The sequence below is a fragment of the Corynebacterium sp. c7Ub_26 genome (assembly GCF_053760365.1).
This window is the reverse complement of record NZ_JBSNBL010000004.1, coordinates 213,890-237,358: the sequence shown is the minus strand read 5'-3', so window position 1 is coordinate 237,358 and position 23,469 is coordinate 213,890. Positions and strand designations below refer to the sequence as shown.

Sequence of the window (23,469 nt, the reverse complement as noted above, 5' to 3'; positions counted from 1 at the left end):
CTCATCCACTCTTAAAAGCATGAGCACTACACCTCGCGGCCGGATCGCCGTGATTTCGATGCACACCTCCCCCATTGAACAGCCGGGGGTTGGTGATGCCGGAGGAATGAACGTCTACATCCGATCCACCTCATTAGAACTCGGCGCACTGGGCTACGAGGTTGACATTTTCACCCGCGCCACACGCTCCAGCCAGGGGAAAATCGTGCAGCTCGCGCCGAATGTGCGGCTCATCAACATCATTGCCGGGCCCTACGAGGGGCTCAGCAAAGAGGAACTGCTTACACAAATGGTCGCGTTCACCAGCGGGATCATCGAATTCGCGCAATGTGAAAAAGTGTCCTACTCGCTTATCCACTCACACTATTGGATGAGCGGACAGGTGGGGTGGCTTCTTCGCGATCTATGGCGAGTCCCACAGGTTCACACCGCGCACACCCTCGCGCTCGTGAAGAACAGCGCGCTGGCTACAGGCGACCGCCCCGAACCCGAATCACGCCGCATTTGTGAACAACAAATCGTGGACAACGCGGATCGGCTCGTCGTCAATACCGAAGCGGGCAAAGACAACCTGGTCTTCCACTACGATGCCGACCCCGAGCACATCGACGTCGTCCTCCCCGGTGCCGATGTCACACAATTCTCACCCGGATCAGACCGGGCAACAGAACGCAGCCGACGCGAACTCGGCGTGCCTCTGCATGCCACGGTCATCGCTTTCGTCGGGCGCATGCAGCGATTGAAAGGCCCGCAAGTCCTCCTGCGGGCCGTTGCCAACATGATGAAAAAGCGCCCCGACCAGGAACTACGCGTCCTCATGTGCGGCGGACCATCTGGCAACGGGCTCGCACGCCCCACCGAATTTGAAGACCTCGCGCGGGACCTCGGCATCGACCCCATCGTCCGGTTCCTCGCACCCCGCCCGCCAGAGGACCTCGCCAGCGTTTACCGCGCCGCCGACATCGTCGCCATCCCCAGTTACAACGAATCGTTCGGGCTCGTCGCCGTCGAAGCCCAAGCATCCGGCACCCCCGTCGTCGCAGCTCGTGCCGGTGGACTGCCCATCACTATCGACGACGGCACCAGCGGAATCCTCGTCGACGGTCATGATCCCGCCGACTGGGCCGCAGCCTTGCAATACCTGTGCGATGACGACGACCGCCGAATCGCGATGGGCGAAAACGCCATCGACCACGCCTCCAGGTTCTCGTGGGCCAGCTCAGCGCGCCACCTGAGCGACATCTATGAGGACGCAATCCGGAAAGGCCCCCGCGTTCGTTGCGGAAGTGACCGCGCCGGGGCGTCATAGAGGCCACAATGGGGAGTATGACCAAAAACGACCTGATCAAACTCCTCGACAACGCCGGCATTGAGTTCGACGCCCCCGAGGGCAAGGACTTTGTGGCCGTTATTCTGCCTGGCACTAGGCGGCTGAAGACCGTTGCGCTGCTGATCCCGGGGCAGAATTACCTGCGCATCGAAGCCTTCGTGTGCCGTGCCGTCGAGGAAAAACAGGCCGACGTGTACCGGTTCCTGTTGCAGAAGAACAACAAAGCATTCGGAGTTGCCTACACGCTCGACGCCAATAACGACATTTATCTGGCCGGATATTTACCGGCGAATCTGAGCCCGCAGGACCTTGATCGTGCTTTGGGGCAGCTGCTGGACCGGGCGGATAACGATTTCAACCGGATGCTTGAGATGGGGTTTGAGGAATCCATCCGCAAAGAATGGGCGTGGCGGTTAAGCCGCGGTGAATCAACCAGAAACCTGGAAGCCTTCGAGGCCCTCCGGCCTGCTGAGGAGTAGTCGGGGAGTAGCCGCCGCTCCGTGCGCTGGGCATAATCCAGGCACACTAGGCAAGGTGTTGCTATTCGTGGCACGATAGAGGGCATGAGTAACGGAAAACTTATTCTCCTTCGTCATGGCCAGAGCCAGTGGAATTCCACCAACCAGTTCACGGGTTGGGTCGATGTTGATCTCACTGAAAAGGGCGAGGCAGAAGCCAAGCGCGGTGGCGAGCTCATCAAGGAAAAGGGCCTTCACCCCGAGGTGCTCTACACCTCCCTGTTACGACGGGCTATCCGCACCGCTGATATTGCCCTCAACGCTGCCGACCGGCTGTGGATCCCGGTCATCCGCGACTGGCGCCTGAACGAGCGTCACTACGGTGCGCTGCAGGGCCTGAACAAAGCCGATACCAAGGAAAAGTACGGTAACGAAAAGTTCATGGCATGGCGTCGTTCCTACGACACCCGCCCGCCAGAGCTCGAGGACGGCGCAAAGTACTCGCAGTCCGACGACCCGCGTTACGCCAACCTTGACTCGGTCCCGAAGACGGAGTGCTTGAAGGACGTCGTCGCTCGCTTCGTTCCGTACTTCAAGGAAGAAATCCTCCCGCGCGCTCAGAAGGGGCAGACCGTCCTGATCGCCGCTCACGGTAACTCCCTGCGTGCACTGGTCAAACACCTGGACAACATTTCCGACGACGACATCGCTGGCTTGAACATCCCCACCGGCATTCCGCTGGTCTACGAGATCGCCGAGGACGGCTCCGTTGTTAACCCCGGCGGAACCTACTTGGATCCGGAGGCTGCTGCCGCCGGAGCTGCCGCCGTCGCCAACCAGGGCTCGAAGTAAACGCTTGAGCGTGCAGTAACACGGGTGGATTGCAGAGACAGGAGAATGGCCCACGGTGGCGGAGGCAACTGCCGATTTCCAAGTGCCTTAGCGAACAGTGCGAAGTGCTGTTCAAGAGGCCGGGATCACGCTACCGAGGGGCCCTATAACCCCGAAAACCACGGTGTATTTGATCTAGAAAGCGCAAATCTCGGGCCTCATCGTCCGGTGGGATGTCTCGAGATTTACTTCTTCACAACACGCATGCTGTGAAGCTCCGACTTCATTATGTCACATTATGCATTATGTGAAGTTAGGCCATGCTGTGTGACATTGTGTGAATCCAACTGATTGTGTTGGTGAGGCGTATTCGTCTAGGTGTTAGCTGGTAGAAGGTGTTATGTGGTGATTTCGCTGGCGGAGTCGTCTACCGAGTAGGACGACCGTCAGGGCACTCTGGAGGCGCCGATGGGCGAGAGACCGCCCATGCGTGACCGGCAAACGATGGCCCGCCGTGTGCGCGGCTACGTTACCCACTCAAAGACACGCCCGAGCCTATCCACGACACCGCAGCGGGCTAGCACTCCTGAACGCAAAGCCCTGGCAACGATGTGCCGCAAAGGCGGATAGAAAGCCGCCGAGCGCTGGAAAAACGATCCCCACGGCTACTACGCACAAAACGAACTAAAAAGACTAGAAAAAGCAATCTCCGAAGAGAACAGCAAGGTAAGACGCGGCGGCTTCAGATTGCAGCCTGGTTCTTGGAGGGGTTGCAGCTAATCCGCGTGGGACGGTGAGGCATGGGGGAGTCCGCCGCGCGTGACCGACTACGCTTAATGATGTGTCCGCGACAATCGGCATCATCATCGCAGTCAGTGTGTTCGTCGGGGGAGCCATTGGTTTCACGGTGGCCAAACTGCACCGTGTTCTCTCTGGTGTGCAACTACTCCACCCGCGGCTGAAACCCCGCGCAGGTGGGGAAGCGCCCGGCCGCGAACCGACGGCCCGTGTTCAGAAACCGGCTTCGCCATCGCGACAACCTAAAGCTAAGGCGCCGAGCAAGCTGGTGACCTACGCCGACGTGCTCAATGTGGCCGTCGACAATTCACCGATCGCGGTGGTTGTCGTCGATAAGCATGAAGACATTGTGCTAGCCAACGATGCCTCCCGGGTATTGGGCATTGTGGATAAGACGCACATCAACCGGGCGGCTTGGGGGGCAGCGCTGAAAGTTTTCGCGGACGGTGAGCCGCGCGAGGTTGTAATCCGCCCAGAGCGGTCCGCCCGGCAGACCCGCGAGCGCCCGATTTTTTCGGTGAAAGCCGCCGTTCGCTTACTTTCCGACAGCGATAACCGCTTCATCGTTATCTATGCGATTGATGATTCAGAAAATGTGCGCATGGAAACTGCGCGAAGAGATTTCGTCGCAAATGTGTCGCATGAGCTGAAATCGCCAGTCGGAGCAGTGTCATTAATGGTGGAAGCGCTGCTTGAGGCGAAAGATGATCCCGAATCTGTCGAATATTTCGGCGGAAAAGTGATGAAAGAAACCCAGAGACTGGGCCAATTGATCACCGAACTGATTTCTTTAACCAAGCTACAAGGCGCGGAACCACTACCTGATTTCGAGGTCCTGAGCATCGACGACGTGGTTGACGAAGCAGTCGAGCGATGTCGATTCGCCGCAGAAGCACACGACATTTCGCTCTCCACCGACGCTCCCTGTGGGGCCGCGGTGTCAGGAGACACGAACTCCCTGGTCACCGCCGTGAGCAACCTCATCATGAATGCCATCAATTACTCGCCGGAAGCAACCCCGGTCACCGTCACTAGGAAAGTGCTCTCTGATCCCGACAAAGGGCGGCAGGTCGTCGATGTTCGGGTGACGGACCGCGGAATCGGCATCGCCCCCGAAGACCAAAAACGCGTCTTCGAGAGGTTCTTCCGCGTCGACAAGGCGCGGTCCCGACGAACAGGGGGTACAGGGTTGGGCCTCGCGATTGTGAAGCATGTGGCAGCAAACCACGACGGCGACATTAAGCTATGGAGTAAGCCGGAAACCGGATCAACATTCACTTTGGAGCTCCCGACGCATGACTAGTGTTCTTATTGTCGAAGATCAGGAAACGTTATCCGAGCCGCTTGCATTCCTCCTGCGCAAGGAGGGATTCGATGTCATCATCGCCCCGGACGGGCCGACGGGCCTGCGTGAGTTCAGCCAGCACGAGATCAGCATTGTTCTGCTCGACCTCATGCTCCCGGGAATGTCCGGCACCGAAGTCTGTAAAAAACTGAGGCAAAGCTCCACCGTCCCCATCATTATGGTCACGGCACGAGATACAGAGATGGACAAAATCGTTGGCCTCGAACTGGGGGCCGACGATTACGTCACCAAACCGTATTCAGCCCGCGAACTCATCGCAAGAATCCGGGCAGTGCTTCGACGTGGCCGAGGGACTTCCGGACCTGACCAGTTTGACGACGAAATTCTTGAGGTCGGGAACGTCCGGATGGACGTCGAACGCCACTCGGTACGGGTGGACGGTAAAGAGATCAGCATGCCCCTGAAGGAATTTGACCTGCTGGAATACCTAATGCGGAATGAAGGGCGAGTGCTGACCCGTGGCCAGCTGATTGACCGTGTGTGGGGGTTGGACTACGTGGGGGACACGAAAACGCTGGATGCTCACGTGAAGCGGTTGCGGTCAAAGGTGGAGCATGACCCCTCACACCCGCACCACCTGATCACTGTCCGCGGGCTGGGATACAAATTCGAATAAGGGCCTGGAGGTCTAGCAGCGTGGTGCTTCCCGCCGGTTTTTAGCTGCACTTAGCTAGCCGGGTGTGTGCCGGCGATCGTCGCCGGGTGCATCGCAACAATCGGCATTCCCAGCGACACAAGGCGACGTGAATTCTGCGCAGCCTCGATATGTTGCGTGACGTTGGACTTTCCCTCGGCCTCTATTACGATCCGAGCCCGTTCCTCTAACGCCTCATAATGTTCTGCGATGACCTCGTAAGCACTCTCGCCGAGCATTTCGGTCAACTCATCTTTGTGAGTCCGCCACAGAGATTCCCCGTGGAGGAAAGGCATGGGCGTGTGGCAACCTGGAGCGTCGCTGCAGTACCAGTCGAAGTCCTCTCCGCCGTCGCCCCACCCGCGGCGTTCGTATTCGCCAATCGTCGTATGCAAAATTTCATGGCCGTCGGGGCGGGTTTCCCAGACCTCCGTGCGGTGCAGAGGTAGTTGCCAGCACACCTCGGGCTTGGCGTATTCCAGCCGTTCACCAGTGTCCATGGCCCACTGGTGGAGAGCGCACCCCGTTCCCGTCGGCCATCCTGGTCGGTTTGCGAAAATGCAGGCGCCATCCACAATCGGCGTTTTGAGCGCTGGTTCTGGTTCGCCGTCATCAATATCCAGTTCATCCCACACCAGCCAGGGCTCCAACTCCGCCGGATCGCGGGTGCTCAGCCACTCGTCCGTTCCCTCCGGGCGAAGCTGCCAATACTTCGCGGGCATGCGGGATACACAATCCGTGAGGGCGTCGTGATCGTCTTCGTCGGCAAGAAAAGCTCCATGGACACAGCAGCCGGCATTGGGCATTGACGAATCAATCCCTGGGCATGCGTCGGTGCCGAACCGGCAGGAATAGCCGGAGAGCAGCCAGGTGAGATCGACGGTGATGAGGTGATCCTCGTCGTCCGGGTTGAGAAAGGAGAACCATTCGCGTGGGAAGTCCGCTGGGACTTCGACGCCGGCGCGGATGGAACGGTCCGCGAGGGTGCCCTCGGGGTAGCCGGTGCGCACGGAGTGGTTGCGCGCTGCGGAATGGGTGGGTTTAGGAATCGGCATTGCGCACTCAGCATAGATGCTGATGGGGCGATCACTTAAAACGCGGAAACTTACCGATGGTTGAACCCAGACGCAATACGGCTTTTAGAACTAAAATGTGTCCGTATGCCGGAAAATTGCGGTGGTATATGCGGGGTGGTGGCCAAACTGCGGGGGGGATATGGCCAAAAAATGGCCGAAAATTGACCATATACCCCCGCACTTTTATTCGGGGCGCGTATTCCCCCGCATTGTCGGGCTCCAGGTGTAGCTTCCCCGCAGTTTTCCTTGTCCCGGCTTCTTCTTGCGTGCGTCGGTGCTTCGGACCCTAGGAATTGCGTTCTTCCTGGGGTTTTATGACTGAAGATAAACTCTTCCTTGAAATGAAAAACGGCCTCGAGCTCATGCTCGAGACCAGGATTTCTTGTTAACATACAGGTGAAATCCATGCTCTTGGCTGATCACAGGGCACAGCTCGTTTAGCTGGCGCTTCGCATAAGCAATATTACGGGGATCGCCGAAACCGCTCATCCAGGAACGACTCATCCACGCTCATCAACGCCCGCGAGTATAACCATCGGCTGTGACAGAGGCGGTCCTGTCGGGATTATTCTTTGCTGACTCGCGCGCCAAAGGTTCCAGCAGGTCCTCGATGGTAATCAACCTTGAAACTGCCGCGATCGCTTCCGGTCGCGTTGATTTTTTCACTACAAGAAAGGGTGTCCTGTGCGCTACCAATAACGCAGACGATCGTGTATTCCTGCCCCGTCGTTGGGCTCTTTTGTGTGAAGTCAGCGCGCAATACGGAGGTCACAGTCGAGTCAGGGGCCCACTTGGAGTACGTCTGCTGCATCGCGGAGGTGAATATGGTCCCTGCAAAACCGCAGGATGTTTTCGCCGCTGCCGTAATCTCATCCCCGTCGTAGGTTGTGCCACAATATCCGCCGACTTGATTGGGATTGGGGATGTAATTGCTCGTCCCGTTCAACTTGGATGGTGCGTCTTCTTGCCGACGACGCCACCATCAGTGGCGTCGCCATTTGTATGGTGATCGTCCTCTGCTTGGGAGTCCAGAGAAGGCTGAATATTTGCATGAGTGCTCGATGCGCCGCGGGGGCTTGATGATGAAGCCACCGACAAGGACACTGCTGATGGCGAGCCTTGAGATGTCTCGTCACTTCGCTGGTCACATCCGGGGAGGCAAAGGACAACCACGGTGATAACGCTAAGCAGAGGAACGTACTTTCTACGTCTCTTCATGTCACCCATCGGCTTAAGCTCACCTTTCCCATAGATATTTCTGACATTAAGCATGATTATCTTCATGATTATCTTATGGTCTGGTTCTTTTATTTCGTGTGATTTCTCGGATCTGTCGCGGTGTTGTGACGGACGTATGATGGGTAAAATGTTTATTGGCCCAAGAATCTTCGGCTCAACGAAGGAGTCACCATGACTAAAAAATCACTTCAGCGTCGGCTATCTCGCGCAAAAGAATTGTACGCAGGGCATGCGCCTAAAAAAGAGCCAGTTTCTCAGAAGATCACGCGGCTCGCGCTCGGTGGATTTATGACATTCGCGGGTGTGTCGCACCTCGCGTGGAACCGCAAGACATTCCAGGACCAGGTCCCGTCCTGGGCTCCGTTCTCCGAGGACTCGGTCGTCGTCGGCTCTGGTTTGGCAGAAATCGGCCTCGGCCTCGGCCTCTTAGCTTTGCCCAAAGAGCGTCGCAAAGTTGGAGTTGCGTTGGCCGCGTTCTACATCGCTATCTTCCCAGGCAATGTCGGGCAATACGCCGAGAAGAACGGCGGATTCAATCTGGATACCGACGGCAAACGCCTCCTGCGTCTTTTCGGGCAGCCGGGATTGATCGCTGCCGCACTATGGGCTGGTGGCTTGCCTGAGAAGGACTAAATATCCGAGCGGGTTGAGTAACTCCGCCCCGCCACGCACGTTGGTTCGTTTATAGCACTGATACAGTTATGTTTCGTGCGACTCGGTGTACTAGACGTAGGAAGCAACACCGTTCATCTCGTGGTGGTTGATGCCCGTCAGGGTGGCCAACCGTCGGCGATGAGCGACTGGAAAACCACCATGCGGCTCATGGAGCACATTAATAAGCATGGTGAGTTGAACTCGAAAGGCCGCCAGAAGCTTGTCAAAGGGGTCAAAGAGGCCTCTGACCTGGCGGAAACTTTCGGCTGCGATGACATGATCCCCTTCGCTACGTCGGCGGTGCGGTCCGCCACCAACTCCGATGACGTTCTGGCGGAAGTGAAAGACCAGACCGGCGTCGAACTAAAAATTCTGTCCGGCGAGGATGAAGCCCGCTTGACATTTCTTGCTGTCCGGCGGTGGTACGGATGGTCGGCTGGGCGGATTATTGACCTGGACATCGGTGGCGGATCCCTGGAGATCAGCGCTGGGCCGGATGAAGACCCGGAAGACGCGTTCTCTGTGCAGTTGGGTGCGAACCGGTTGACGCACGATTGGCTCGATAAAGACCCGCCGTCGAAGAAGAAGATTAAAGCGCTGCGCGATTACATCGACGCAGAATTGGCCGACCCAGCAGCGACGATTAGGAACCACGGAATCCCCGACCTTGCCGTGGGAACGTCGAAAACCTTTAGGACATTGGCACGACTGACGGGTGCCGCCCCCAGTTCGGCTGGCCCAAGGGTGAAGCGGACGTTGACGCGCGCAGGTGTTCGGCAGTTGATTGCGTTTATTTCTCGTATGACGGCGGAGGACCGCGCGGAGCTTGAGGGCGTCAGTGCGGACCGTGCGCCTCAGATTGTGGCGGGTGCGCTGGTGGCTGAGGGGGCCATGCGCGCGCTGGACCTGGAAGAGATCAGCATTTGCCCGTGGGCACTGCGTGAAGGTGTGATTATGCGCTACACCGATTCGCCGGATTTCGTGGCTGACTATCCGTAGGCGGGGTTGTGGCTCCGCGATGCCGGCATTCGCGGCCGCCGCGACGTCGGTAATCGTTTGATTGTCGGCGCTATTTGGCTTATATACCTAAGAGTGAAACTAGTTTGTGGCCCAAAAATGTGGCCATATGTTCATTGTTGGCCTGCGCTTGGGTAGGGTTGAGGGCGTTAATGTCCGGCCCGTGAACAATGGGCCATTCTCCATTGATGGTCAAGAGGACGGTATGGCTGGCGACCAAATAACTGTGGCAGAACTTCTTGCTCGCCGCGCCGCGAGCCGGAAGAATGCCGGCGTAGCTGGGGAACCGGCTGACGATGCCGATGTTGCCCCTCGACGGCACCGGAACATTGAACAGGGGGGCGTGTCTGTCGCAGAGCTGACGGGGTCGATTCCGAAGGTTACTGACGAACACCTTGAAAACGGCGGATACGAAGAGCCGACGGACATCGATGTTGACGACGCTGATGAGGTAGAGACTGAAACTTCAGCGTCCGTGGACAACGAGTCGGTGGATAGCGACTCAGCCGATAATGAGTCCGTGGATAGCGACTCGTCGTGGTCTGACGAAACCTGGGCCCGAGCTGCACAGAACGATGCGCATGACGAGCAGGGTGCCGACGATGTCGAGCTGGTTGATCAGGGTGCCGACGACGATGCGCGCGTAATTGACGACGAAACTGACGTTGATGCAGCCGACGTCGAAGCTGAGGACGCCGCAGACACCGTTTGGAATGAAGATACGTGGGCTGTGGGTGTGGATGACGCTGACGATTCGGCCTCCAGCACCGTGGTTGAGGATGATCTAGCTGCTGACCGGCGCGGATCAGACCGCGTAGTAACGGACAGCGTAGCAGTGGACCGCGCCTCCGAGATCGACGATGATCGGTCGCATGATTCTCTGTCTGCAGCGACGTCGCGTGCGTCAACTCCGTCGACGGAAGAGACTCGCAATCTGCAACAGATTACCGACGAGGACCTCGCGGCCGCCGACGAACATCCCGACAACCATGGGTTAGTGCGCGGCGGCTACCCCTCCGATGACGGCTCGGTGATCGACGATGAGCCCGCGTATCGGTACGATGAGCAGGAAGAGATTCTGCCGGAGGAAGAGTACGAGGATTCCGAGCACTTGTCGGAGTACTCCGATGGGGACGATGAGTTCTCAGACCGGGACGAGGCCGCGGCCAGGAGCGAGTCCTCAGACAAAGGCGAGTCTTCGGACAAAATGAACATTGGCTTAATGATCGTCCAGATCATCGTCGCCTTGGCTGCTGGCATGGCCGTGTTCAAAGGGTTCACCATTCTGTGGAATAGGTTCTCGGTGCCGCTGACAGCATTGCTGGCCATCGTCATGACCCTTGTGTTCGTCGGGGTGGTTCACGCTCTTCTGCGTGAAAAAGACAAGCTCATCATGCTTCTTGCCGCGGTTGTGGGGCTCGCGCTGACCTTCGGGCCGTACCTCGTCGTCATGTAGCGGACCCGCGTCGTCAGTGTCGGTAGACGTGCATGGTTGACTCTGGCACCCTGGGTGCATGACTAAAATCGCGGTAATTGGTGGAGGAAAGATCGGCGAGGCCCTGATCGGGGGCCTCCTGTCCGGCGATTACGACCCGGCGGACATTGTCGTAGCTAATCGACGCCCAGAGCGCAGCGACGAGCTCAAAGAGCGCTATGGAGTTACCGCCGTTGACGACGATGCCACAGCGGTAGAAAACGCGGACATCGCTTTCCTATGTGTGAAGCCCTACGACACCCTCGGTGTGGTGGAAAGCATCGCAGATGTCGTTGACCACAACGACACGGACACGATCCTGGTGTCCATGGCGGCAGGAATCACGTTGTCCTCGCTGGAAGGGATCGCCTCCGCGGGGACGGCCATTGTGCGCGTGATGCCCAACACTCCCATGCTCGTGGGCAAGGGCGTCAACGTGATCGCGCGGGGCCGCTTCGTCTCTGACGAGCAATTGGAAACAGTCTCTGAGCTGCTCGGACTGCTGGGCTACACCGCGGAGGTCAAGGAATCGCAAATGGACGCGGCGACCGCTGTGTCCGGATCAGGCCCGGCCTATTTCTTCCTCGTTCTGGAAGCCATGACGGATGCTGGCGTCAACTTGGGGTTGCCGCGCGATCTCGCTAAGGAGCTGGCTTCGCAAACCGCACTGGGCGCGTCGACGATGGCCACGCAGGAAGGTGCCGACCCTGTGCAGCTCCGCGCGAATGTGTCGTCGCCAGGTGGGACGACGAGTGCGGCCACCCGCGCCCTCGATGAGAATGGCTTGCGTACAGCCTTTTACCGGGCGATGGAAGCATGCGCGAAGAAGTCTGAGGAGCTGGGGAAGCCGGCGTCGAAATCCGATAATTCGGGCGACAACTAAGGGAACGTCGGTAACTCCGACACTTTCGGCAATTCAACGGTGAGAGTTAGGGGCGTGAAGCAATCCAGAAGCAATCCAATTGGGTTGCTTTGTTTCACACTCGTCCCATGATGCTCATGGGTTCTCATCGGTTCCATAGGTTTTCTTAACTGCACAATTAACCCGTTGTGTCCCCCTATAATCGCTATGACACATCATTCACGCTAAGCTGGTCTAAGCACGTGCGTGTCACCCTGCGGGAGGGGAAGCCTGCAGCGCGGCGTGCCGAAAGGTAGAAAACTGAGTATGAGCCATGCAGAAAACGGATCGTTTCTGACGGTCGCTGAAGTTGCAGACATTATGCGAGTCTCCAAGATGACCGTGTACCGCCTGGTCCACGCCGGTGAGCTTCCGGCTGTTCGCGTAGGGCGTTCCTTCCGGGTACACGAGTCTGCGGTGGATGAGTATCTTAAAGAGTCGCACTACAAAGCGATCTAGTCGCACGCGATCTACTCGTTGGTTGCGAGGGGTGAGGCTAGAAAAGTCTCACCCCCATCAGCGACTTTGTCTGTGACGGACACTGCGTGGCAGATACGCCCTACGTTTCACTTTTGGTTTTAGCACGTCGTGGCCGGTAAAGTGGTGGCCATTCGTGTCTGCCTCGTGCGTAGGCGAGAAACTGTTCACTATCGATAAAGGATTCCTCATGGGTTCTGTCATTAAGAAGCGCCGCAAGCGTATGTCCAAGAAGAAGCACCGCAAGCTTCTGCGCCGCACCCGCGTTCAGCGTAGGAAGCTCGGTAAGTAAACCGGGCTCCGTGAGGAGCTCTCGCCAAAGCCGACCTGTCGGGTGAGGTGGAACTGTGGCTGCGCGGATCTTCGCCTCCGGGGCCGGCTTTTGTCGTATCTGAGGATAGGTGTATATGCATCAGGTTGAGCTGATGGTGAGGCAATCATGCGGATCGTGCCGACGAGTTGCGAAGCAGATTCGCCCGATCTGCCAACGCTGGGGTGCCGAGTTCGTGGTCACGGACGTTGGCTCCGACACCAGCTTGGCCATGGAATTCGGGGATCGTGTTCCCGTCGTTCTTGTCGACGACGACGAAATCGCCTGTTGGGAAATTGACGACGAGGACCTCATCGCTGCTCTGCAAGTGTGAGAGGTGCCGTCGGGCGTGAATAACGTCGGTTATGAGCACCGTGTCCCGCAGATGGCCACCGTCGGCAATGAGTAGCGCCGTCCGACCGCGCCCGGTTTTATGAAACTTTTGCCTGTCCTTACCGGGGTTGCCCGAATTGTTGTGGGATACCTCCAAAATCTGCGCGTTTACCCCCTCATGTGCGGCCCACACGCCGTAAATAACCGCTTTCTTTGTCATGGAAGGGACAAAGCGGATACGGTGTTTAATCGAATATGTGGGATCAGCTGTGTTACCCCTGTTACTGCAGCTGCTAGTAGAGACTCCCGGGGTGCCCCGGTTGGCCTGTCGAACGGGCCGAGTGAGGCGCTCAGCTAGCTCAGAGAGTTCCGTAAGGATGACGACCCTTCCGGTGACTTCTGTGCTGGTGGACAGTCCGGCACCCGCACAGAGAAGAGCGGGGATCCCCTGCGAGGAGGTTCTTTCGTGAGCATTGTGCTCGTAGGCATGTCGTATCGATGTGCACCTGTTTCCTTGTTGGAGCGGGCTACGGTAAGTGCGGAGGACCGCCCTAAGGTGGCGGCGGACCTTCTAACTGAGCCGTTTATTTCTGAGGCATTGATCGTTTCCACGTGCAACCGCACCGAGTTTTACGTGGTGTGTGAAGGTTTCCACCCCACGGTGGAGCACATCGTCGATACCATTTCGCGGTATTCGGGCGCGTCGGTGTCGGAACTGTTCCCGCACTTATACGTGCGGTACGCCGAGTCCGCGGTGGAACACATGCTCCGCGTTGCTGCCGGCTTGGACTCCATGGTTGTGGGGGAGCAGCAGATCATCGGCCAGATTCGCGGCGCCTACGCGAGCGCCACGGAAGATGGCACCATCGGGCACGGGCTGCATGAATTGGCACATCGCGCGTTGCGCACAGGCAAGCGCGTTCATGCCGAAACCGATATTGACGACGAAGGCCCGTCGATGGTGTCCTTCGCCGTTCGTCAGGCCCTGGACGCGATGGGGGTTGACAACCTCGACGGCCGTCACGCGCTCGTAGTGGGGGCCGGTGCGATGGCCTCGTTGGCGTCGACGCATCTTGGCCGTCTCGGCGCGTCGATGACCATTGCTAACCGCACGCTCGGTCGCGCGCAAAATGTGGCGTCCCACGCTCGCGAGGTAGGCGTGTCCGCAGATGCCACTGATCTATCCGACCTTGTGACAGAGATGTCTCGCGCGGATATCGTCGTCACCGCTACCGGAGCCTTGGATCCGTTGGTTGATACTCCGATGGTCGACCAGGCACTCGCGGCTCGCGCGGAACAGCATCACGGCGCTTCGTCTGAAACCTCCGATGACCTCGTCATTTGCGATTTGTCACTTCCTCGCGACGTCGTGTGCGCTCCTCGCCCCGGCGTCACCGTGTTGAATATCGACACGATGCAGAAAGAGCGTCGCGCTGCCCTCGAGGACCAGATCGACGTCGTCAAGAACAACCAGGGGCTGCCAGAAAGCGCTCAGCCCAGCGTCGTCTCTGATGATGCGGCTGCATTGGCACGGTCTATCGTCGCTGAGGAACTGCGGTCTTATGTCGCGCGCATTTGCAGCCAAGATGTCGTGCCGACGGTCAAGGCGTTGCGTCGTCGCGGTGCGGACATTTTGCGCAGTGAGCTGGACCGGATCGATTCCCGCACCCCGGACCTGAGCGAGAAGGAACGCAAAGAAGTTCACAGTGCCATGAAGCGCGTGGTGGACAAGCTCATGCACACGCCCACGGTTCAGCTCAAGAAACTGGCTGGCCACACGGATATGACCTACTCGGATGCGATCCGGGACTTGTTTGGCCTGGACGATGTGGAGTACCCGTCGGCGTCCGAAGGACGGCCAGAGCCCTCTGTGCCTCAACCAGATTCGTCATTGACCAACTACGCTGTTCCTATGGCCTTGCCTGATTCGGCCGACCCGCGGGGTATGGGCGCGATCATGGGGTTACGACATGATGGATCGGATGTGAAGAAAGGGCATTCATGATTCGTATTGGCACCAGGGGTTCCGCGCTTGCTTTAACTCAAGCTGGGCACGTTCGGGACGCGCTGATCTCCGCCGGATTAGAAGCTGAACTATTCACAGTTCATACACCGGGGGATGCGTCACAGGGTGCTGGTACTCCTGTTGCGCGGATCGGTGTCGGAGTGTTCACACAGACACTCCGCACGGCACTTGCCGCAGGCGAGTGCTCGTTGGCTGTTCATTCCTTTAAAGACTTGCCGACGGCACCTGACCCGCGTTTTCGTTTGGCTGTTCCGCCCAGAGTCGACGCCCGTGACGTGGTGTTCTCCCGTGATCGGATTCGGCTGGCGGACTTGCCGGCCGGGTCGGCGATTGGAACCGGTGCTCCGCGGCGCATGGGGCAGGTCTGGGCGCTGAGGCCGGACTGCACTGTCGTGCCCATCCGCGGCAACGTCGATACGCGCATCGGGCGGCTGGAGAAGGACCTGGACGCTGTGATCTTGGCGCGTGCCGGTGTGGAGCGTCTCGGCCGCCTGGGGGAGGCGACGGAAACATTGGACGTGGACACGGTGTTGCCCGCTCCGGCGCAGGGGGCGCTGGCGGTCGAGGCCGTCTCTGAGGGTCACGAGAATTGCTCCGAGGAAGCCCTGTATGCGATCCGTGTGCTTGATCACGAGATGTCGCACCGTCGGGCTATCGCGGAGCGTGCCGTGCTGGCCTCGTTGAACGCGGGGTGTACCGCCCCCGTGGGCGCCTACGCGACGGAGGATTCGTTCCGCGCGGGCGTGTTCGCGGTAGACGGTTCCACGCGTGTGACGTGGAGTTCCGAAGGCGAACCAACCGAGGACATTGGTCACCAAGCAGCGGAGTATCTACGGGCACATGGTGCGATGGATTTGATGTGAGCGCGCCGGTGTGGGGGCCCGCCGTCAGCCGGGTACTAGCCCCTGTCTGTGATGTCGGAGGGTGTCGTCGTTTTGGATTGAGCACGTAGTAGGATTTATTCTCTTTTAGTCAAAATTAGCCGCGGTTCGACCCCGCTTTAAAGGATCTCCATGACCAACTCGACTCCAGGGCGCATCCTGTTCGTCGGTGCCGGCCCCGGTAACCCTGACCTCTTAACGGTGCGCGCACGAGAAGTTCTGACATCTATTGCGGACGCATGGGTGGATGACGGCGTCGGTGAATCTATTTGCAGCCTCGTGGGACACGATGTCCCCGTCCCGCGCGAAAAAGTAGAGGAAGCCGAGCAAGAGTTTGCCCGGATGGTGGAGGAAGCGAAAGCAAAAGGGTCCCGACGACGGCCAACGCCCCCTCCGCCCCCGACGGCGGCGAATATTCGCAGCCCCGAGGGCGACCCGCAGGCCACGGCCGATGCCATGCTGGCTCAGGCTGCCACGGGTACCGACGTTATTCGCCTGGTAGCGGGCAACCCGTTGGGCAACACCTCGGTGTTAGCGGAAATTAGTGCTGTCGCTGGCCATGATGCCGATTTCCAGGTCGTTCCGGGGATGTCGGTTCCCTCGACGGTCCCGTCCTTTGCTGGTATTGCCGTTGGTTCGAGTTTTACCGAAACGGATGTGACGGGTAGCGACGATACCGCGACGTGGGATCGTCTTGCTCAGGCGCCCCAGCCGCTGGTTCTCCAGGCGGAGGCGCAGGACCTTCCCGTCATCGAGTCCCGGCTGGTGGACCGTGGTCTGCCCGAAAGCACGCCGGCCACCGTCACGGTGAATGGCACTACTCGTTTGCAGAAAACCTACGACGTCACCTTGGGCACGTTGACATCGTGCGAGGGTGATCTGCCAGGTCATTTGGTGGTCACCATTGGTGTCGAGGTCGGTGCGCGCAACAAGTACTCGTGGTGGGAAAACCGGGCTCTGTACGGCTGGTCGGTGTTGGTGCCCCGCGCGAAGTCGCAGGCAGGGCCGATGAGCACCCGCTTGGCTCAACACGGTGCGATCCCGTGGGAAGTGCCGACGATCTCTGTGGAACCCCCGCGCAGCCCGGCACAGATGGAACGTGCCATCAAAGGCTTGGTTGACGGTCGCTACCAGTGGATCGTTTTCACCTCGGTGAACGCGGTGAAAGCCGTGTGGGAGAAACTGACAGCGATCGGCCTGGATGCCCGCGCCTTTGCCGGGGTGAGCATCGCGACCGTCGGAAAGAAAACGGCCAAGGCTGTGACAGACCTGGGGATTAATCCCGAGCTCATGCCGCCGGCCAATGCCCGGTCCGCGTCGGGTCTCGTGGATGTTTTCCCGCCCTATGATGCCGATATTGACCCCGTGAACAGGGTTTTCCTTCCCCGCGCGGATATCGCCACCGACGTTCTGGTCGACGGCCTCATCGACTTGGGCTGGGACGTAGACGACGTTGTGGCCTACCGTACCGTTCGCGCGGCCCCGCCCAGCGCCGATATTCGCCACATGATTAAGTCCGGCGGTTTCGATGCGGTGTGCTTCACGTCGTCGTCGACGGTGAAGAACCTTGTTGGCATTGCCGGGAAACCCCACCAGCGCACCATCATTGCGTGCATCGGCCCGATGGCGGCAGCGACCGCGAAAGAATGTGGCCTGCGTGTTGACGTCGTGCCGGAAGAAGCCGGGGTTCCCGAACTCGTGGACGCGCTGGCTGAACATGTGGCAGGTTTGCGCGCAGCGGGGCAGCTGCCGCCTCCTAGGAAAGTGCGGAAGAAGAAAAAGTCCTCGTAAGTAGCCTGTCGGGACCACGTAGTACCCTGGGGCGCATGTCACAAACTAACGAATCCTCTCAGAGCACGAACCGCCCATCCCGCGATAGCTTAGGTCTTCAACGTCGCCCCCGCCGTTTGAGGAAGTCGGCGACGATGCGGGATTTCGTTGCAGAGACTCGTTTAGATCCGGCCAACCTGATCCAGGTGTTATTTGTCCGCGACGGCATCGACCAGCCGGAAGAAATCCCCTCCATGCCGGGGCAGTATCAGCACACGGTGTCCTCTCTTATCGACGCCGTTCGCGAGGCGCGCGACGCCGGCGTGCGGTGCGTTGACCTGTTCGGCATCCCTCTCGAGGAGGAGAAGGACGCCCAAGGGTCCGAGGCCTGGAACCCCGACGGCATCCTCAACCGCGGAATCGCCGCGGTACGCAAAGAATTCGGCGACAGCATCCTGGTCATGGCCGATACCTGCCTGGACGAATTTACCGATCACGGGCACTGCGGGGTGCTGACGGAAGACAAGCACGGGACCGTCGTCGTTAATAATGACAAGACCGTGCCGCTGTATGTGAAGATGGCGGTGTCGCAGGCCAAGGCGGGGGCGCACATTGTCAGCCCGTCCGGAATGATGGACGGCCAGGTCGCGGAGATCCGACGTGGCCTTGACGACGCTGGTTATGAGGACGTGTCGATTATGGCGTACTCGGCGAAGTATGCGTCGGCGTTCTTTGGGCCGTTCCGCGATGCCGTGGGATGCTCGTTGCAGGGTGATCGGAAGGCCTACCAGCAGGATCCCGCGAACCGTCGTGAATCGTTGCTCGAGGTGCAGCTGGATATCGACGAAGGCGCGGACATGGTGATGGTCAAGCCGGCCATGGCGTACTTGGATGTGGTTCGCGAGGTTGCGGACTTCTCGCCTGTTCCTGTGGCTGCGTACCAGGTCAGCGGCGAGTACTCCATGATTGAGGCCGCTGCGCAGAAGGGGTGGATTGATAGGCGACGCATCGTGCTTGAATCGTTGACCTCGATTCGACGGGCCGGCGCGGACATGATCTTCACATACTATGCCACTGAAGTAGCCCACTGGTTGAAGGACAACTAAGTCACGCGGTTTGCGCGCACACCGTCACCCCATGCTCCGCTGCGGTAGTCTGCCGCCCCATATTGGAGGAATTTATGGCTTCACCTGAGCACACACATCTGTCCCCGACGCTGCGTATGGCAACCACCCCTGGCGCATCGCCCGCGCCGGGATCCGGGCCTGCACCCGGTTCGGGTCCGACGCCGGGGTCAACGCCGACGTCAGGTTCGGGTTCTGCGCCAACGCCGGGGCAGCCGAACCCCACTCCGCCGTCGACACCAGGGCAGTCGGGGTCGTCGGGCTTAGGTGAACCGGCTCCGGGAGAACCAGGTGTGAGTGGCGATTCACTCCCCGGACGCGCCCCAGCCCCTGGAGGAGCGCAGAACCCGGGAGACACCAACCGCGGGTATAGCCCCGATAACGTGACCGGCGGGTACAGCCCGGATGACGCGAACCGTGGTTATGGGATGCCACCGCAGGCCGTGACCGGGTCGCCGCCGTCGAACAACAATGACGACAAGAAAAAGCAGCCCGAGCCGCCTCAAGATGTGAAGGATGCGCGGACAGCGTGGATGTGGACAGCACTCCTGCAGGCGATTCTTGGTGTGTTGACCGGGATCGAGGTCATTGCGAACCCGTCGATACTGGATACCGCCATCAAACAGGCTAAAGATATGTATGGCATGTCCACGGATGATGTCAGTAATTCGGCCATCGCCTCGGTCAGTGGGGTGATGATCGCGGTGTTTTACATTGTGGCCAGCCTGGTTGCTGTTCTCCTGATCAGGCAATTCGTGAAGGGGAAGAAGTGGACGCGATTCCTCTTGGTCCTGGGGTCCGCCTACCTGATTGTGAACGGCGTGAGCGGTGCCTTCGCGGTGCCGGACGTTGGGTCCAATATGTTCGTTTGGGCAACAGGATCGCTGGGCATTGTGTCGGCCGTGTTGTCGGCGGTAGGGATTTGGTTCTCTACCCGGCCGCCAGCATCAGATTATTTGCGGGGGACGTCCTCCAAGGACGACTCCAGTAACTCGGGTGACGGGAGCGCCCGGAAGTAACGACGGGAACTCCCGCGAGTAGCGCCCGAAAATAGTACAGAGACGGTGTCGGCACGTAAGGTACAAGTATGCCGATGTCCAGCACCGATAGTGAGCCCACCTCCCCGGCAGGAGGTCAACCACGCCCACCTATGGTCACAGCGGCCCGGTGGGTGTTTATTATCGCGGCGGTGCTGATGGTTCTGGCCGGCCTGATTTTAGCTAGCGCCCACTACACCGGCCATGAAGACTCAGACTTCATTCACGCGTGGGAACGAAATATGCGGATAGTCGGCATTGCCAATGTTCTTCTGGGGTGCGCCATCGGTTTCGCCGTCGCCCCCATGTCGGCAGGTAACCGACGTGCCCGGGTCGTTCTGATCGCATTGACGGCCGGCGGAATTGCCCTTAATATCATGGCTTTCGTTATCCACGTCGGCGGGTTTGTCCTTGCCCTCATCGCTGTTCTTCTGGCCATCGCTGTGATGTGTATGGTCCAGCCGTCCGTACGATCATATTTCGGAGTTCGTTCGCTATGGCAGTAAAAAAATCGGCTGTCGACGACCACACGCCAGATAGCTCACCCAAGAAGTCTGCATCGGGCGAGCCACCGACAGATTTCCCGCGGCACCGTCGCCCCTATGTTTCCTACTCGGGGAAGTACTCGCCCCGTAATAATCGACGTGCAGCGGATGGTTCGCTACTTCCCGCGGACCCGGAGTCCCTGGAGAAGTCTGAAACCGCTATCAAGGCGGCCGTCGACGCCGCCCGCGATCTGGACGTTGAGCGTCGGCACGCGGGTCTACTGAATGACGAGGACGAAGAAAAGTCATACCACTCGTTCACCCTGGAGCTGGACGGGCTTGAGGACGCTGTCCACGCGGGCGATATCGAAAAGATGCTCTCCGACGTCGACGGTGTGACCGCGCGCATTGTCTACGGCGACCCGTCGACGGCGTGGGTGTCGGCACCGAGCTCGATGTCGGTGGATCACATTATTTCGATCCTCCAGGCCAGCGGTGTGAGTGCCGTCAAGAAACTGGGGTCCGTGTACCGCCAGGTCATTGAATCCGAGGCTGAGCAGGAGAGGAAAGAGCGGAAACGACGCCGGCACCGTCGGCACAACGAGTCGTTCCTGTCCCGGCATCCCTTCCGCGTGAAGAAGCCGGACAACATGGAGGCGTTGTTTACGGCGCGCGCCTTGATCACGAAGCTGCGGCTCATCGTGGCGGTGGCGTTGTCTGTGCCCGTGGTGGCGATCGCCCTGTTCCCGCGGCTGCAGTTCCCGTACTGGCAGTGGGTGTCGGCGGGGTTGGCGTTGCCCGTCGTGTCCTATTGTGCGTGGCCCTTCCACCGGGCAGCTGTCGGCGGCCTCCGCCGGAAGATGGCCGCGCTCGACTCCGCCACCTCGCTGGCCGTCGCCGTGGCCTACGTGTGGTCCGTGGCCACCGTCGTTTTTATGCGGCCACAGGGTGACTGGACGTCGCCACCCAAATGGCTCGTCTTCCAGCACCAACCGCAAGTCTTTTTCGACGTCGCCTGCGGAGCGACCACCCTGGTCCTCCTGGGGCGGCTGCTGTCACGACGCAACCGCCTGCACAGCATGGAGTTGCTGTCCACGCATAACGTGGATTCGGGGATGATGGTCACCGTCATTCGTCGAACTGCCGACGGTCCACGGAAACAGTCCGTCAGCGCAGCGGAACTCCACCCTGGCGAGGACATTCTCGTCGCGCCGGGCGACATCATTCCCGTTGACGGAGTCGTCGTCGGTGGATCGTCGTTAATTAGTCCGGGGCCGGTGTCGGGGCACAGTAACCGGACCGTTGTCAAGGTGAATTCCCATATTTACGCTGGTGGGCGCAATATGGGGGACACTCTGAAGATCCGTGTTGATCGGTCCGGGCACACGACGCGTCTGGCGGCCATGCACCGCTGGGTTGAGGAATGTGACTACGCCGAGCACATGGCGACGCGCACGGCGACCCGGTCGGCGTCGCTCCTGGTTCCGTGGGCGATTGTGCTGGCCGTGATGTGCTTCCTGAACTGGTTCCTGATTATGAAGGACGCGGCGGGTGCGCTGGCGGCAAGTTTGGCGGTGCTCACCGGTGTGGGGCCGGTGTCTCTGGCTATCTCGACGACGTTGGCCTCGCGGTTGGGGCTGGCGCGCGCGATCAGCCGCGGCATCTTGTTCCGCGACGAGCAAGTCATGTGGGATCTGGGCGAGTGCGATATGCTGCTCTTCAACCGCGTGGGCACGCTGACCACCGGAAACATGAAAGTGGAGAGCGTGACCGCGGCGGAAGGGGAAAATGCCGACCTGATCCTCCGCGTGGCGGGTGCCCTGGCCATGGAGAGCGAACATGGTGTGTCTCGTGCGCTGGTGAAGGCCGCCCGTGAATCGCGTGACCTGGGAGCTGGCGGGAGCAGCGTCCCCCACTGGATTGAGGTGACGGGGGAGCAGATTACCGACAACGGGTCCTTCATCGGCACCGTGGATATTCCGATTCGCGGCGAGATGAGTTCCGTGAAAGCTGCACTGTGGCGGCCCCGCGATCTGTCCGAGCTGAAGGATGATCGCCTAGCAATGGCGGCGATCTCTGGCGGCACCCCTCTGGTGGTCTCCTGGAAGAACAAGAACCGCGGCGTAATCACCGTGATCGACGCGACGAAGGACGACGCGGCCGAGGCCATTGAGCAGCTGGAAGATATGGGCATCGAGACGGGAATGCTCTCTCGCGATACGTACCCGGTGGCCAAGAAGTCCGCGGACAGTTTGGGCATGAGCCTGGTTCTGGCTGGGATCGCGCCATCGCGTAAAGGTGCGGCCGTGCGGTCCATGCACCGCGAAGGCTACAGCGTCGCTCTCGTAGGTGACCGCGACTTGATGAAATACCTGGCAGTGGCCGACGTAGGAATCCTCGTTGGTGCTGCCGATTGCCTGGACACGGTTGATGCGTCGGTCGTTATTCTTCGCGACGAGGTGCGCGCTGTGCCTGATGCCGTGAACTTGGCGACGAAGGTGCGGCGCGTGGGCAAGGGCAATATGAACTTCTCGCGGGCGTACAACACGTTTGCGCTGGTGGGCGGCGCGCTGTCGATCATTAACCCCTTGGTGTCCACGCTGTTGATGCTGCTGGGCTCGACCGTGATTGAGATGCGGACGTTGACGTTGCGGCGGGCGTAACGGTGGGGTCGGCGCGTGGGGCGTGCAACCCGGCGTCGCAGAGTCGGCAGTGGATGTGACGGCGTGTTGGCCCTGAGTAACGGCGCTTATGGGCCCATGTCCTAGGTGCCGTTTACACTGAGCGTCATGACAATTACGGCTGCGGTTGACGGATCAGCAATTGGAAATCCAGGCCCTTCGGGGTGGGCTTGGTACATTGACGACGCCCGTTGGGCCGCTGGGGGATGGTCACGGGGGACGAATAACAAGGGCGAACTTGAGGCCGTCCGTCAATTGTTGCGCGTTACCGAACAGGTGTGCGATAGTAATGGCCGTCCGGAGGACTTGGAGGTTTTCTGCGACTCCCAATACGTCATTAATTCGGTAACTAAGTGGGTTCATGGGTGGAAGAAAAAGGGCTGGAAGAAGTCGAACGGGAAACCCGTCCTGAACGTCGAGCAGATCAAGGAGATCGACGAACTGCTCACCCGTCGTCGGAAGAGCGGTGCTGCGGTGACATTTCGGTGGGTCAAGGGGCACGCCGGCCATGAACTCAACGAGGCTGCTGATAGCCGCGCGAATGCTGCAGCGATGGCGTATAAGCGC

Annotated in this window: 22 protein-coding genes and 1 pseudogene; 20 read left to right on the top strand and 3 right to left on the bottom strand. The window is 59.5% G+C overall.

What is annotated here, in order from left to right:
• Positions 1 to 19: 19 nt before the first annotated feature.
• The 5 genes from mshA to ACWORE_RS08490 all read left to right on the top strand — a co-directional run bounded on the left by mshA (position 20) and on the right by ACWORE_RS08490 (position 5,399).
• Positions 20 to 1,309: a D-inositol-3-phosphate glycosyltransferase gene (gene mshA / locus ACWORE_RS08510; protein WP_455303522.1), complete on the top strand. Its 1,290-nt coding sequence runs from the start codon at positions 20 to 22 to the stop codon at positions 1,307 to 1,309.
• A gap of 17 nt (positions 1,310 to 1,326) precedes the next feature.
• On the top strand, positions 1,327 to 1,809 hold the full coding sequence (locus tag ACWORE_RS08505) for a type III secretion system chaperone family protein (RefSeq protein WP_406605171.1): 483 nt from the start codon (positions 1,327 to 1,329) through the stop codon (positions 1,807 to 1,809).
• An 84-nt stretch (positions 1,810 to 1,893) separates the two neighbouring features.
• Positions 1,894 to 2,640 carry a phosphoglyceromutase gene (locus ACWORE_RS08500; protein ID WP_406605170.1) on the top strand — a complete coding sequence of 249 codons (747 nt, stop codon included), beginning with the start codon at positions 1,894 to 1,896 and terminating at the stop codon, positions 2,638 to 2,640.
• A gap of 820 nt (positions 2,641 to 3,460) precedes the next feature.
• Positions 3,461 to 4,720, top strand: a complete 1,260-nt coding sequence (locus ACWORE_RS08495) for a sensor histidine kinase (protein ID WP_367270408.1) — start codon at positions 3,461 to 3,463, stop codon at positions 4,718 to 4,720.
• Positions 4,713 to 5,399 carry a response regulator gene (locus ACWORE_RS08490; protein WP_455303521.1) on the top strand — a complete coding sequence of 229 codons (687 nt, stop codon included), beginning with the start codon at positions 4,713 to 4,715 and terminating at the stop codon, positions 5,397 to 5,399. The genes ACWORE_RS08495 and ACWORE_RS08490 overlap by 8 nt, the downstream gene beginning before the upstream one ends.
• A 50-nt stretch (positions 5,400 to 5,449) precedes the next feature.
• Here the strand turns inward: ACWORE_RS08490 and ACWORE_RS08485 are convergent, their stop codons facing one another.
• The 3 genes from ACWORE_RS08485 to ACWORE_RS08475 all read right to left on the bottom strand — a co-directional run bounded on the left by ACWORE_RS08485 (position 5,450) and on the right by ACWORE_RS08475 (position 7,711).
• A complete protein-coding gene (locus tag ACWORE_RS08485) occupies positions 5,450 to 6,472 on the bottom strand; it encodes a hypothetical protein (protein ID WP_455303520.1) in 1,023 nt (340 codons plus the stop codon).
• Positions 6,473 to 7,058: 586 nt separating this feature from the next.
• Positions 7,059 to 7,439, bottom strand: a complete 381-nt coding sequence (locus ACWORE_RS08480) for a hypothetical protein (RefSeq protein ID WP_455303519.1) — start codon at positions 7,437 to 7,439, stop codon at positions 7,059 to 7,061.
• A complete protein-coding gene (locus ACWORE_RS08475; RefSeq protein WP_455303518.1) occupies positions 7,436 to 7,711 on the bottom strand; it encodes a hypothetical protein in 276 nt (91 codons plus the stop codon). The genes ACWORE_RS08480 and ACWORE_RS08475 overlap by 4 nt, the downstream gene beginning before the upstream one ends.
• A 192-nt stretch (positions 7,712 to 7,903) precedes the next feature.
• On the opposite strand from ACWORE_RS08475, the gene ACWORE_RS08470 reads away from it, so the two are divergent.
• The 15 genes and pseudogenes from ACWORE_RS08470 to ACWORE_RS08400 all read left to right on the top strand — a co-directional run.
• Complete coding sequence (locus ACWORE_RS08470) at positions 7,904 to 8,365, top strand: DoxX family protein (protein ID WP_296137628.1); 462 nt, start codon at positions 7,904 to 7,906, stop codon at positions 8,363 to 8,365.
• A gap of 75 nt (positions 8,366 to 8,440) precedes the next feature.
• A complete protein-coding gene (locus ACWORE_RS08465; protein WP_455303517.1) occupies positions 8,441 to 9,385 on the top strand; it encodes a Ppx/GppA phosphatase family protein in 945 nt (314 codons plus the stop codon).
• Between the two features lie 127 nt (positions 9,386 to 9,512).
• Positions 9,513 to 10,859: a hypothetical protein gene (locus ACWORE_RS08460; protein ID WP_455303516.1), complete on the top strand. Its 1,347-nt coding sequence runs from the start codon at positions 9,513 to 9,515 to the stop codon at positions 10,857 to 10,859.
• Between the two features lie 58 nt (positions 10,860 to 10,917).
• Entirely contained in the window at positions 10,918 to 11,760 is an 843-nt protein-coding gene (gene proC, locus ACWORE_RS08455) for a pyrroline-5-carboxylate reductase (protein WP_296137637.1), read from the top strand.
• A gap of 285 nt (positions 11,761 to 12,045) precedes the next feature.
• The gene (locus tag ACWORE_RS08450) at positions 12,046 to 12,237 is read left to right on the top strand and encodes a helix-turn-helix domain-containing protein (RefSeq protein ID WP_012732517.1); all 192 of its coding nucleotides are present in this window, start codon (positions 12,046 to 12,048) and stop codon (positions 12,235 to 12,237) included.
• A 208-nt stretch (positions 12,238 to 12,445) separates the two neighbouring features.
• Positions 12,446 to 12,547: a 30S ribosomal protein bS22 gene (locus tag ACWORE_RS08445; protein WP_003402602.1), complete on the top strand. Its 102-nt coding sequence runs from the start codon at positions 12,446 to 12,448 to the stop codon at positions 12,545 to 12,547.
• A 115-nt stretch (positions 12,548 to 12,662) separates the two neighbouring features.
• Positions 12,663 to 12,899 (top strand): glutaredoxin family protein, encoded by a 237-nt coding sequence (locus tag ACWORE_RS08440; protein ID WP_455303515.1) that lies wholly within the window; start codon positions 12,663 to 12,665, stop codon positions 12,897 to 12,899.
• Positions 12,900 to 13,364: 465 nt separating this feature from the next.
• Positions 13,365 to 14,903 (top strand): glutamyl-tRNA reductase, encoded by a 1,539-nt coding sequence (locus ACWORE_RS08435; protein WP_296137642.1) that lies wholly within the window; start codon positions 13,365 to 13,367, stop codon positions 14,901 to 14,903.
• On the top strand, positions 14,900 to 15,787 hold the full coding sequence (hemC, locus tag ACWORE_RS08430) for a hydroxymethylbilane synthase (RefSeq protein ID WP_455303514.1): 888 nt from the start codon (positions 14,900 to 14,902) through the stop codon (positions 15,785 to 15,787). The genes ACWORE_RS08435 and hemC overlap by 4 nt, the downstream gene beginning before the upstream one ends.
• A gap of 150 nt (positions 15,788 to 15,937) precedes the next feature.
• Positions 15,938 to 17,596: a bifunctional uroporphyrinogen-III C-methyltransferase/uroporphyrinogen-III synthase gene (locus ACWORE_RS08425; RefSeq protein WP_406605163.1), complete on the top strand. Its 1,659-nt coding sequence runs from the start codon at positions 15,938 to 15,940 to the stop codon at positions 17,594 to 17,596.
• Positions 17,597 to 17,631: 35 nt separating this feature from the next.
• The gene (hemB, locus tag ACWORE_RS08420) at positions 17,632 to 18,681 is read left to right on the top strand and encodes a porphobilinogen synthase (RefSeq protein WP_455303513.1); all 1,050 of its coding nucleotides are present in this window, start codon (positions 17,632 to 17,634) and stop codon (positions 18,679 to 18,681) included.
• A 74-nt stretch (positions 18,682 to 18,755) separates the two neighbouring features.
• Positions 18,756 to 19,718, top strand: coding sequence for a hypothetical protein (locus ACWORE_RS08415; protein ID WP_406605162.1), 963 nt, complete (start codon positions 18,756 to 18,758; stop codon positions 19,716 to 19,718).
• A gap of 68 nt (positions 19,719 to 19,786) precedes the next feature.
• Complete coding sequence (locus ACWORE_RS08410; protein WP_455303512.1) at positions 19,787 to 20,242, top strand: hypothetical protein; 456 nt, start codon at positions 19,787 to 19,789, stop codon at positions 20,240 to 20,242.
• Positions 20,233 to 22,884, top strand: coding sequence for a heavy metal translocating P-type ATPase (locus tag ACWORE_RS08405; RefSeq protein ID WP_406605160.1), 2,652 nt, complete (start codon positions 20,233 to 20,235; stop codon positions 22,882 to 22,884). Before ACWORE_RS08410 ends, ACWORE_RS08405 begins: the two co-directional genes overlap by 10 nt.
• Positions 22,885 to 23,010: 126 nt before the next feature.
• Positions 23,011 to 23,442, top strand: a pseudogene (locus ACWORE_RS08400) (ribonuclease H family protein); the annotation flags it as partial.
• Positions 23,443 to 23,469 lie beyond the last annotated feature (27 nt).

Bases quoted from the DNA above. Each gene is read 5' to 3' on its own strand.
- mshA (WP_455303522.1), top strand. From the start codon at position 20: ATGAGCACTACACCTCGCGGCCGGATCGCCGTGATTTCGATGCACACC.
- ACWORE_RS08505 (WP_406605171.1), top strand. From the start codon at position 1,327: ATGACCAAAAACGACCTGATCAAACTCCTCGACAACGCCGGCATTGAG.
- ACWORE_RS08500 (WP_406605170.1), top strand. From the start codon at position 1,894: ATGAGTAACGGAAAACTTATTCTCCTTCGTCATGGCCAGAGCCAGTGG.
- ACWORE_RS08490 (WP_455303521.1), top strand. From the start codon at position 4,713: ATGACTAGTGTTCTTATTGTCGAAGATCAGGAAACGTTATCCGAGCCG.
- ACWORE_RS08485 (WP_455303520.1), bottom strand. From the start codon at position 6,472: ATGCCGATTCCTAAACCCACCCATTCCGCAGCGCGCAACCACTCCGTG.
- ACWORE_RS08475 (WP_455303518.1), bottom strand. From the start codon at position 7,711: ATGAAGAGACGTAGAAAGTACGTTCCTCTGCTTAGCGTTATCACCGTG.
- ACWORE_RS08470 (WP_296137628.1), top strand. From the start codon at position 7,904: ATGACTAAAAAATCACTTCAGCGTCGGCTATCTCGCGCAAAAGAATTG.
- ACWORE_RS08460 (WP_455303516.1), top strand. From the start codon at position 9,513: ATGTTCATTGTTGGCCTGCGCTTGGGTAGGGTTGAGGGCGTTAATGTC.
- proC (WP_296137637.1), top strand. From the start codon at position 10,918: ATGACTAAAATCGCGGTAATTGGTGGAGGAAAGATCGGCGAGGCCCTG.
- ACWORE_RS08450 (WP_012732517.1), top strand. From the start codon at position 12,046: ATGAGCCATGCAGAAAACGGATCGTTTCTGACGGTCGCTGAAGTTGCA.
- ACWORE_RS08445 (WP_003402602.1), top strand. From the start codon at position 12,446: ATGGGTTCTGTCATTAAGAAGCGCCGCAAGCGTATGTCCAAGAAGAAG.
- ACWORE_RS08440 (WP_455303515.1), top strand. From the start codon at position 12,663: ATGCATCAGGTTGAGCTGATGGTGAGGCAATCATGCGGATCGTGCCGA.
- hemC (WP_455303514.1), top strand. From the start codon at position 14,900: ATGATTCGTATTGGCACCAGGGGTTCCGCGCTTGCTTTAACTCAAGCT.
- ACWORE_RS08425 (WP_406605163.1), top strand. From the start codon at position 15,938: ATGACCAACTCGACTCCAGGGCGCATCCTGTTCGTCGGTGCCGGCCCC.
- hemB (WP_455303513.1), top strand. From the start codon at position 17,632: ATGTCACAAACTAACGAATCCTCTCAGAGCACGAACCGCCCATCCCGC.
- ACWORE_RS08415 (WP_406605162.1), top strand. From the start codon at position 18,756: ATGGCTTCACCTGAGCACACACATCTGTCCCCGACGCTGCGTATGGCA.
- ACWORE_RS08410 (WP_455303512.1), top strand. From the start codon at position 19,787: ATGCCGATGTCCAGCACCGATAGTGAGCCCACCTCCCCGGCAGGAGGT.
- ACWORE_RS08405 (WP_406605160.1), top strand. From the start codon at position 20,233: ATGGCAGTAAAAAAATCGGCTGTCGACGACCACACGCCAGATAGCTCA.